At 63.0% G+C, this 9785-nt stretch carries 13 protein-coding genes; 5 read left to right on the plus strand and 8 right to left on the minus strand.

The features are described from left to right. Positions 1–370 (minus strand): hypothetical protein (locus WA702_RS25565; protein ID WP_425113324.1); only part of this gene is annotated, 370 nt, incomplete at its 3' end. Between the two features lie 278 nt (positions 371–648). Here WA702_RS25565 and WA702_RS25570 point away from each other — a divergent pair. Next, entirely contained in the window at positions 649–891 is a 243-nt protein-coding gene (locus WA702_RS25570; RefSeq protein ID WP_425113325.1) for a hypothetical protein, read from the plus strand. A 567-nt stretch (positions 892–1458) separates the two neighbouring features. Then, positions 1459–1716 (plus strand): hypothetical protein, encoded by a 258-nt coding sequence (locus WA702_RS25575; protein ID WP_425113326.1) that lies wholly within the window; start codon positions 1459–1461, stop codon positions 1714–1716. 21 nt (positions 1717–1737) lie between these two features. Here WA702_RS25575 and WA702_RS25580 read toward each other — a convergent pair whose 3' ends face one another. Then, positions 1738–3342 (minus strand): DHA2 family efflux MFS transporter permease subunit, encoded by a 1605-nt coding sequence (locus tag WA702_RS25580; protein ID WP_425113327.1) that lies wholly within the window; start codon positions 3340–3342, stop codon positions 1738–1740. Beyond that, entirely contained in the window at positions 3339–4499 is a 1161-nt protein-coding gene (locus tag WA702_RS25585) for an HlyD family secretion protein (RefSeq protein ID WP_425113328.1), read from the minus strand. Before WA702_RS25585 ends, WA702_RS25580 begins: the two co-directional genes overlap by 4 nt. A gap of 92 nt (positions 4500–4591) precedes the next feature. On the opposite strand from WA702_RS25585, the gene WA702_RS25590 reads away from it, so the two are divergent. Beyond that, on the plus strand, positions 4592–5056 hold the full coding sequence (locus WA702_RS25590) for a hypothetical protein (RefSeq protein WP_425113329.1): 465 nt from the start codon (positions 4592–4594) through the stop codon (positions 5054–5056). Here WA702_RS25590 and WA702_RS25595 read toward each other — a convergent pair. From WA702_RS25595 to WA702_RS25610, 4 genes are all read right to left on the minus strand, one after another. Next, entirely contained in the window at positions 5035–5397 is a 363-nt protein-coding gene (locus WA702_RS25595) for a PRC-barrel domain-containing protein (RefSeq protein WP_425113335.1), read from the minus strand. The two genes, WA702_RS25590 and WA702_RS25595, sit on opposite strands and share 22 nt — an antisense overlap. Positions 5398–5725: 328 nt before the next feature. Next, complete coding sequence (locus tag WA702_RS25600; RefSeq protein WP_425113336.1) at positions 5726–5944, minus strand: DUF6894 family protein; 219 nt, start codon at positions 5942–5944, stop codon at positions 5726–5728. Positions 5945–6216: 272 nt separating this feature from the next. Further along, positions 6217–6348, minus strand: a complete 132-nt coding sequence (locus tag WA702_RS25605) for a hypothetical protein (protein ID WP_425113330.1) — start codon at positions 6346–6348, stop codon at positions 6217–6219. Positions 6349–6490: 142 nt separating this feature from the next. Beyond that, entirely contained in the window at positions 6491–6676 is a 186-nt protein-coding gene (locus WA702_RS25610; RefSeq protein WP_425113331.1) for a hypothetical protein, read from the minus strand. A 133-nt stretch (positions 6677–6809) separates the two neighbouring features. Between WA702_RS25610 and WA702_RS25615 the strand changes: the two genes are divergently transcribed. Next, positions 6810–7331: a DUF4142 domain-containing protein gene (locus WA702_RS25615; protein ID WP_425113332.1), complete on the plus strand. Its 522-nt coding sequence runs from the start codon at positions 6810–6812 to the stop codon at positions 7329–7331. A 21-nt stretch (positions 7332–7352) separates the two neighbouring features. On the opposite strand, the gene WA702_RS25620 is transcribed toward WA702_RS25615, so the two are convergent. Beyond that, on the minus strand, positions 7353–7559 hold the full coding sequence (locus WA702_RS25620; protein WP_425113333.1) for a hypothetical protein: 207 nt from the start codon (positions 7557–7559) through the stop codon (positions 7353–7355). Between the two features lie 367 nt (positions 7560–7926). On the opposite strand from WA702_RS25620, the gene WA702_RS25625 reads away from it, so the two are divergent. Then, a partial coding sequence (locus tag WA702_RS25625; protein ID WP_425113334.1) for a HAMP domain-containing protein occupies positions 7927–9785 on the plus strand: 1859 nt, incomplete at its 3' end.

Here is a 9785-nt window from a genome sequence, read left to right on the forward strand (position 1 = left end):
CGAAATTGCAGCGGTCGTACCACACATCGTTGCCCTTGTAGCTCGACACTGCGAAGAAGCGCGACGTCACGCGTTTGTACTGGATGCGCGAGGGGGGATTTTTCTTGGCGAGAAAGCTAGCTGGCGAGTCGTGATCGACGTTGAGCGCGGACTGGATCGTCATGTTGGCGCGTCCGTCAGCGGTCTTGAACCTTTGGCCGAAGCCATCCGGCTTCCCCGCCTGTTCGGTGAAGATGCCTGAGGGAAAGTCGACGGATGCGCCGGTCTCCGGGATTGAATAGTGCGTCCAGCGAGTTGGCTGCGCCGTCGCGGTCGGACCGGCGAGCATAACGAGAACAAGTCCGAAGCAACGTCCTGATATCGGTGTCATGCCAGAGCTCATATGGGTCGGAGGCGTGAGTGGTATCTGTGGCTGTAGATGGTCGGAGCCCCGGGTGACGATCCCGGAACGCAAGCGTCGAACCAACCCGAAAACGCGGGGCATGGCGCGCCAGTTCCAAGGCATCATCGCGTGATCGCTGACGGGTGTTGAGCGAACCCAATCTAGTTTCAATCTCGCACGCGAGCTGATCGTGACCAGCAATAACTTGGGAATATTCGGCCCCTGTCCGAGATAGACGCTGAACCACTGTGTCAGGAGCGGTTCACATGCGGTCTGTCCTTCCTCTAAGCCTGTCCTTGGGCCTTTTTATCGGCGGTGTCTCCATCAGCCCGGGCGTGGCGGCGGCCGCATCGGCTCATCGCGTGCCTCTCCGTCACCACGAGCGCGTCGATATCCGGCCGCGGCCAAGCGATGCCGTCCCCGCCGGTTGGTACAAGTTTCCCGGCTATCCGGCGATCCCGCCGGAGGAGAACAGGAATCTCGATCCCTCCAACTTCGGTGGCGGCTAAGCTTTACAGCGCTCCGCGTGGCGCGAAGGATCACCGCTTGCGGTTGACATGTGAAGCAGCAACTCCGAAGCGGCCTCCACTTGGCGCAGGAACCAACCATCGAACTCGACTTGTCGCATCAAAATGGATGATCGTCATGTTTTGCCGGGCAGCGTCGACACCCCTTGCATGTCTCCTCGTGCTAACAGGCAAGATTGGCACAGCCAATGCCGATCAGGCCGGAGGACGCAGCGGCGCGCCCGTTGCGACCGGGCAGAACCGAACCTTCTCTGATCCGATCAACCGGCCCGTTCCGCCGATGAGTTCGCCGGTGTAGCGAGGCTATCCGCCCTATCCGCGGCGCGGCCCACAACCGCGCTCGCAGCAGCGAACGCGGTGATAGGGCCTCAAAGAGCTTTTCCGCTATCGCAGGTTGCGACCGGTCCAATCATCGCATTTACAGCGCGTTGCGCGGGCGCAATGTCATAACCTTGATACAACTTAGGCACATCAAGGCCGCGAGCAGTTCACAATTTCGCCGTAACGGAATTGAACGTTGCAGTGGTGTTGTTTGGGTGGGGTTGCGTGATGCGTGCGCCAGTTTACGATCTGTATCAGATGAAGCAGGAACGGTTGCCGAAGGGAGCGGGCTCCGCCTGGCTCAGAACCCGGCCGAACGAGCCGCCGCCGTCGGTGGAAGATTGGGTGTTCGTCGGCAAGGAGCGCCATCCGAGCAAGTGGACCGTCGCCGAGATGGACGAGAAGGGCACCTGCTACCGCGAGATCCCGAGCTGGCTGACTCGGCGCGTGCCGACGTCGGGGACAGCAGAGAGTTCCGCCGCCTGATCCAGGCCGCTCGAGGTCTGCTCAATGCCCTTTCGGCGCGGCGCCGAGCTCGATCGATTTGAGGCTGAGCGCCACCGGGATCATCAGGAGCGCGAGGATCGCCAAGGTCCAGAACACGTCGATATAGGCGAGCAGGTCGATCTGGTGCTGCAGGGACTGGCCGATCCAGGCGATGGCCTGCCCGGCCGCGTCGCTCGCGTTGGAGCCGCTGGCCTGGAAATAGCGCGTCAGCGCCTGGATGGTCTCCTGATAGCCGATGTCCGACGGCGCGGCGTGCTCGACCAGGCGGCTCTGGTGGAATTGCTGGCGCTGCGCCAGCATGGTCTGCGCCAGCGCCACGCCCATCGATCCGCCGACATTGCGCGCGACATTGATCAGCGCCGACGACTGATTGGTCTTGTCCGGCGGGATACCTTCATAGGAGGCGGTCGTCACTGGCAAAAACAGGAATGGCAAGCCGACGCCCAGGATCACGCGTGACATCGCGGCATAGCCGTAGGTGATGTCGGCGTTCAGCCCGGTGAGATACCACATCGCGAGCGCCACCATGATGGCGCCGAACACTAGGAGATATTTCGGCTGCACCGCGGTGACGAGCCGTCCGACGATCGGCATCATCATCATGGTGACGAGGCCGCCCGGCGAGAGCGCGAGCCCGGCAAGATAGGCGGTGTAGTTCAGCTCGGTCTGCAGCATTTGCGGCAGCATCTGGGTGGTCGCGATCAGCACCGCGCCGGTCGCCAGCATCACCACGAAGCAGGCACCGAACTGGCGGCGGCCGAGCAGCGAGATGTCGACGATCGGATCTTTGCGGCTGAGCTCCCAAGGGATCAGCGCCAGCAGGCAGAAGCCCGAGATCAGCGCGAAGGAAATGATCATGTTGGAGCCGAACCAGTCGTTGCGCTGGCCCTCGTCGAGCACGTATTCCAGCGAGCCGAGGCCGATCGCCACCAGCGCGAAGCCGACGAAGTCGACGCTCAGACCGCTTTTGAGCAGCTTCGCCCGCTCCTCCTCGGCGCCGGACGGCTCGCTGACGAGCGTTCCGACCAGGAAGAGCGACAGCAGCCCCATCGGCACGTTGATCAGGAACACCCAGTGCCATGAATAAGTATCGGTGATCCAGCCGCCCAGCGTCGGGCCCACCACCGGCGCGACCACGACCGCGACGCCATAGATGGCGAACGCCTGGCCGCGCTTCTCCGGCGGAAAGGAGTCGGCGAGGATCGCCTGCTCGCTGGTCGCCATGCCGCCGCCGCCGAAGCCTTGCAGGATGCGAAAGACCACCAGCGACTCGAGGCTCCAGGACAAGCCACACAGCAGCGAGGCCAGCGCAAACGTGGCCACGCAGATCATGTAGAAGCGCTTGCGTCCGATCACGGTGGCGAGCCAGCCCGAGATCGACAGCACGATGGCGTTGGCGACCAGGTAGGAGGTGATGACGTAGGTGCTCTCGTCGATGCCGACGGCGAGTCCGCCGGCGATGTTGCGCAGCGCAACGTTGGCGATCGTGGTGTCGAGCACCTCCATGAAGGTCGCGATCGAGACCACCATCGCGATCAGATAGGGATTGTGCCCGCCGGCTGCCGAGCGTTCCGGCGACCAGCCGCCGGCGGCGGCGTCCGTCATCGGACCTTGGTCCAGGGCACCACCGACATGCCGGGCCCGATCGGAATGTCCGCCGGCCAGTTGTCGATGTCGATCCTGACCGGCACCCGCTGCACCACCTTGACGTAGTTGCCGGTGGCGTTCTCGGCCGGCAGCAGGCTGAATGCGGTGCCTGAGCCGGGTTGCACCGAGGTGACGTGGCCGGTCAGCTTGCGGTTCGGATAGGCGTCGATCCGGATATCGACCGGCTGTCCCGGCCGCATGTCGGCGAGCTGGGTCTCCTTGTAATTGGCGATGACCCACATCTTGTCCGGCACGAACATCATCAGGCTCTGGCCCGCGGTCACGAACGTGCCCTTGGCGGCCGAGAGCTTGACGACATGACCGGCTTCGGCCGCGACCAAGCTGGTATACTGCAGGTTGAGATTGGCCTGATCGAGCTGGGCCTGGGCCTGCTGCAGCGAGCCGTTGGCGCTCTCGAGCTGGGCCTGCAGCGTCTTGATGCCGAGCTGGGCGCCGGTCAGCGCCGCCTTGGCGCGCACCATGTTGGCCTGCTGGGCCTGCAGGTCAGAGCGGGTCTGCTGCTCGCGCTGCACGGTCCCTGCCCCTTTCTCGACCAGGTCACGCGCCCTGCCCTCCTCCTGCTGGGCGAAATCGAGCTGGGCCTGGGTCTGGTCGACCTGCGCCTTGGCCTGGGCGATCTGCTCCTTCTGACTTTCGATCTGGGCCTCGATGTTATGGACATTGGCCTCGCCGACTGCGACTTGCGCCTTGGCCTGGTCGGCGGCGATCCGGTAGTCGCGCTCATCGATCCGGGCCAGCAGGTCGCCGGCTTCGACATGCTGGTTGTCGGTCACGGGCACGTCGGTGACATAGCCACCGACCTTGGACGCCACCGAGAAGCTGCGCGCCGCGATGAATGCATCGTCCGTGCTCTCGTAATGGCGGACATTGAGCCAGTACGCGAGGCCGCCGATCGCGGCCGCGATCAAGACACAGACGACGGCGGCCGTCAGGACCGGATGCTGTCGCAGGCGGTCACGGAACGACGGCTTGTCATTGGCAGAGTCGTCGCGCTGCTCGGCCGAAGCGTCGCCCTCGCGTGTCTGGTCCGGCTGGTGTTCGGGCGGTTGCGGCCTTTCCGCGTGTGTATCCCGCGGCTTGGTCTGGGCATCCACGTCGATTGACCTCGGCTCGTAGCTGATGCGCCCCAGCGCCGGCTGCGAATGTTGCAGGAGTAATCATTGCATCGGAGCTTCGTTCCCGAATCATGCTGCAATTGCTCAGCGCGCCCGGCCTGTCACTGCGCGCGGGGTCCATCACGGGAACCGAGGCGCGGCTTTCCGGTTGCTCCGCAGGAAAGGCAAAACGGGGGATACTGGTTGAAACAGACGAAGGAAGATCCTCGCAGACGCCGAGAGATCGGCGCATTCATGCAGACAGTTTCAACGGTCAGCGCGTCCGCCGCGATCGTCTGTCAGGGCCGCAACTGCTGGCTGCCCGCGACGCCTACGACTATCCGCACGGGGCCGGGATCACGGTACACGAGGACAATTGGCGTTTGGATCCGAGGGAGCGTTTCACCTTCCGCGAGCACGAAGGTCGTGGCTACCGGCATGGTGGTCACTGGGTCACCGTGATAATCGTCGATATTGCCGATCCGACAGCAGTGAGGCCGCCGGCGCGGCGGCCTCACTTGTTTCATATCCGCGGTTACACGAGCGGAACGCCGTAGTAATCATTCACCAGGCGGTTCGCGCCCATATCGTTCCAATTCCAGTCCCGGTCTTCGCGATATTTCGGGGCACCCTGCAGCTGGCTTTCCGTGATACCGGTGACATAGCCGCCCAGCCGCGTGTCGTATTTCAGCGACTGCCAGGGCAGCGGATAGTGATCATTGCCGAGCCCGAGGAAGCCGCCAAAGCCGAGCACCGCGTAGGAGACCTTGCCGCTCTGCTTGTCGATCATGACCCGCTCGATCGAGCCGATCTTGTTCGCGTCCGGTCCATAGACCGCCGTTCCCTCGACCTTATCGCTGCCGATAAGATTGCCCATCTCACGTTCGTCCATCGCCATTGCCATGCGAATCCTCCATTCAGTCAATCTGTTGCAGCAACGACTACGCCGCGACATCGTTCCCGCGACCGATGCGCTCGCAGGCGCGCGCGATCATCGACGCTCTACTAATCGCGGCGATGCTCGCCCGCACCGGTGCCGTCGCCGGGTTTGCCTCCGTGGTCATTCAAAGACGGATCTCTGGTTGCGTCGCGAGAGACCGATTGCTCTGAATCGCTCTCGTGAGCGGTCCGGGCGCGCTTCTTGTCGGTCGGCTGCTCTTCACCCTTCGCTCTGGTGATACCGTGATTGGAATGAGCCATGGATGTATTGCTCCGCAATATGATGCTCAGTGAAGGATATCCAGGGGGATGCGGCAGATCTCGTCACCGTCGTCATTGGTGACGAGGACGGCAAAATGCCGATTGCGCAGATCCGGATGGGTGTCGAGCAACCGCCGCGCTAGCGCGTCGGCAGAGTCCATCGCGACGATGTCATCCGGCAATTCAGCTCCGCCTTCGTCGGCGACAGTTCTGGAATTGATCAGATCGAAGTGATAGAACGGCATCAACGGCTCCTGGACATGCGGCCACGACTGGTCGCAAGCCGCAACGATTCAGAGCAGACGCCCTGCGGTGACAATTGTTCCGGGCAAAGACGTAGCAGGTCTGGTGCTTCCCAGTTCCGAGTCCCTGTTCTTCAAGTACACCGGCCCTATCCGGCTCGAACAGCCGCCCAGGCCTTGCCTCGCATTGAGCGCGGACAAGTTCGAGCGCGGCAACCTGACGCGGCACCTCTTCAGATGTTCGCAGCAACGCCGCGAACTTCGGAAGCAACGCCTTAGATCCGCGTCACCGGCTGCGGAAGCGTGTAGTCGGCCGTGTTGACTTGGCGGATCGTGGTGATTGTCGCGGCCGCGGATGCAATTCCGAAAGCCAGAAGCAACGCAACCAGAACCAATCGTGGGGCCATACGATATTCCTCCTTTCGGCACGAACTCTGGGTCGACTACTCTTGTACTTTTACTTTTGGGTCGAGTTAGGATTGATACGATCACGTGCAACAACAAGCCCGTGAATGATACGCGGACAACATCATTCGCGTATCACTGTCGTTACAACTGCACCGCCATGGTAACGACCGGAGGCACCTCGCCATCCAACCAATCTTGCTCATCGGCCAGCGCGGTCCATCCGCGCGCCATTCGTACGTAGCGTCTGTGAGCGGGATCACCTTCAGCGCGCTCCGCGAGCTGAAGGCAATTGTCCGCGTTTTTACGCAAGAGATCTGACTGCTTCATGCAGCTCACGTGGGAGCGCTGTGACGAAGCTCAACCTTCCTTACTGGATATTAATGTGCGCGGAACTTTGGATCAGCTGGCTCATTAGAGGGCGATGCGAAGCTTGGCGATCAGAGGCTTGGTGATCAGAGGCTTGGCGATCATCAGCGGCTATTTGCTGCTTGCCTGTACGGTGGCGAGTGCCGAAACCCTGGTAGAGCGCGCGGACATCGACGCTTCACGGGTGCCGACCGCTGTCGAGGTGATCGCACAGCTCTATCAATTCGACTCGTTCCAGCAGAACGCGGTCGATCGCGCCGATACTTCGCCCTCGAGCGACGTGATGATGATCGCGGCAGCACGCGCCGACGCGGCTGGCAAGCGCGACAAGGCGCTGGCAGAACTACAGCGGCAGCTCGGAACCGATGTACCCTCACAACGCAAGGGCGCGGCGATGCGCGCTCACGCTGTTGACGCGGTCGACCGCAGTGATGGACCGGCCTATGTCCGCCATTTCTACGCTGCACAGCTCGTCGAATACGAGCTCACCGTCGCCCTCATCGAACACTATCTCGAGTCGCCCGACAATGAGGAAATCAGAAGCTTTGCCGCGGCTCAATTGCCTATCCTGCGCTCCGAACTCGCAGACACCAGAAATGCGCTCAGCAACAAATGACCGGCTAGCCAAGTCGACGGCTTACTTGCCGTTCGGAGGTTTATGCTGCTGATCGAGCGGCATCACGCTCTTGTCGCTGTTCGGCATCTTGTCCAGACCGTGGTCGCCATTGGCATCGCTGCCTCCGGAGGTGGAGGTGCCGCTGCCACTGCGGTTTGGCTTCATGGTGCTTCCGGCTGTCGGCGATGTTCCGGGCGTGGCCGAGCTCGCGGCCGGATCGCCGGTCACGGCGCCCCGCCCGCTCGCACCACCAGATTGCGCAAAGGCCGCTCCGGAACAAAGCGCGATCGCGAGGACAATTGCAGATTTCATAACTTTCATGGCAATATCCCTTTGGGGAGTAAGCCATCCAGCTGGCCCTGGTTCCTCAGACCGACCTCCCGTTCCCAGATGGATACTTGTAGTGAATTGTTGCGCCGCCGCTGGAACGCGGTGGCGGGTCTTCGCGTTGGCGAACTCGGCCCTGGCGAGGCAAGTTCCATTTGTTAAGCCAATAAAGCTTCTTGCTTGATTTGAGCGGTGGCCGAAGCTTCTATGCTAATGGGGTCTAGGCAACAGATTCTGACGAAGCGAAGCACTTGTGCGGGGGCCATCCATGAGCGATATCGAGTCCGGCGCGGCGACGCCGCCGTTGCGGCAGGGTCCACCACGCAATGGCAGCGGCGCCGGACGATCGGATTCGCAGCAGGACCTCCTCCACGCCTTGCAGGCGATGCGGTCCGGCGACTTTTCTGTGCGGATGAGCGGCGACTATCTCGGCATCGAGGGCAAGATCGCCGATACCTTCAACGAAATCATCGCCGCCAATGAGCGGATGGCCCAGCAACTCGAACGTGTCGGCCAGGTCGTGGGCCGCGAAGGCAAGACCAGGCAGCGCGTCAGGTTCGGTCTCGCCAGCGGCTCCTGGGCCGACATGGAAGGCTCCGTCAACACGCTGATCGATGACCTCTTGTGGCCGACCCGCGAGGTCACGCGCGCCGTCGCCGCGGTCGCGCAAGGCGACCTGCTGCAGACCGTCAAGCTCGACGTCGACGGCCGCCCGCTCGGCGGCGAGTTCCTGCAGTCTGCCAACATCGTCAACACGATGATCAAGCAGCTCAGCGTGTTCACCTCGGAAGTCACGCGCGTGGCCCGCGAGGTCGGCACCGAGGGCAAGCTCGGCGGCCAGGCGCAGGTGCCGGAGGTGACCGGCGTCTGGAAGGACCTCACCGAGAGCGTCAACTCGATGGCCAACAACCTGACCGGCCAGGTCCGCAACATCGCGGAGGTGACGATCGCGGTCGCCAATGGCGACTTGTCGAAAAAGATCACGGTCGACGTCCGCGGCGAAATCCTGCAGCTCAAGGAAGCCATCAACACGATGGTCGATCAGTTGCGCTCCTTCGCAGCCGAGGTGACGCGCGTGGCGCGCGAGGTCGGCACCGAGGGTCGATTGGGCGGACAGGCCGTGGTGCCCGGCGTCGGCGGCACCTGGAAGGACCTGACCGATAACGTCAACCTGCTCGCGGCCAATTTGACCACGCAGGTCCGCAACATCGCCGAGGTGACCACGGCGGTGGCGCGCGGCGACCTCTCCCGCAAGATCACGGTCGACGTGAAGGGCGAAATTCTCGAGCTGAAGAACACCATCAACACGATGGTCGATCAGCTCAACGGCTTCGCGGGCGAAGTGACGCGCGTGGCGCGCGAAGTCGGCACCGAAGGCAAGCTCGGCGGCCAGGCGCAGGTGCCCGGCGTCGCCGGCACCTGGAAGGACCTCACCGACAACGTCAACTTCATGGCGTCGAACCTGACCGCGCAGGTCCGCAACATCGCGGAGGTCGCGACCGCGATCGCCGGCGGCGACCTGTCGAAGAAGATCACGGTCGACGTCCGCGGCGAGATCCTGCTGCTGAAGGACACTCTCAACACCATGGTCGACCAGCTCAACGCCTTCGCCGGCGAAGTGACGCGCGTGGCGCGCGAAGTCGGCACCGAGGGCCGGCTGGGCGGCCAGGCCGTGGTGCCCGGCGTCGGCGGCACCTGGAAGGATCTGACCGACAACGTCAATTTGCTGGCAGCGAACCTGACCACGCAGGTCCGCAACATCGCCGAAGTGACCACGGCCGTGGCGCGCGGCGACCTGTCGCGCAAGATCACGGTCGACGTGAAGGGCGAAATTCTCGAGCTGAAAAACACCATCAACACGATGGTCGACCATCTCAACGCCTTCGCCGGCGAAGTGACGCGCGTGGCGCGCGAAGTCGGCACCGAGGGCAAGCTCGGCGGCCAGGCGCAGGTGCCCGGCGTCGCCGGCACCTGGAAGGACCTCACCGACACCGTGAACTTCATGGCCGCCAACCTGACCGAACAGGTCCGCGGCATCGTCAAGGTGGTGACGGCGGTCGCCGACGGCGACCTGAAGCAAAATCTGACCGTGAAGTCGAAGGGCGAAGTCGCCGCATTGGCCGACAC

It is taken from the genome of Bradyrhizobium sp. (assembly GCF_049798375.1).
GTDB lineage: Bacteria > Pseudomonadota > Alphaproteobacteria > Rhizobiales > Xanthobacteraceae > Bradyrhizobium.